General features: G+C 48.4%; 1 tRNA gene. It reads left to right on the forward strand.

Annotated elements, in window-relative coordinates:
* The first annotated feature begins 49 nt into the window (after positions 1-49).
* Positions 50-126, forward strand: a tRNA-Trp gene (locus ABT56_RS23095).
* The last annotated feature ends 99 nt before the right edge of the window (positions 127-225 follow it).

Below are 225 nucleotides of genomic sequence, written 5' to 3' on the forward strand. Positions count from 1 at the left end.
GTCCGCTCCGCCACTTCTTCAGACAAAGTTAAGTCTTTAAAAAAACTACAGGGGTGTAGCTCCAATTGGCAGAGCAGCGGATTCCAAATCCGCGTGTTGGGAGTTCGAATCTCTCCACCCCTGCCACTTTCGAAAGCCTCGACAGAAATGTCGGGGCTTTTTTGCATTTGTGTTTTCGAAAAGCAAGCGTTGGTAGTCAGCTTATCGAATCTCTGGAATGCCAGC

Origin of the sequence: Photobacterium aquae (assembly GCF_001029445.1) — a bacterium.
Classification (GTDB): Bacteria; Pseudomonadota; Gammaproteobacteria; order Enterobacterales; family Vibrionaceae; genus Photobacterium; species Photobacterium aquae.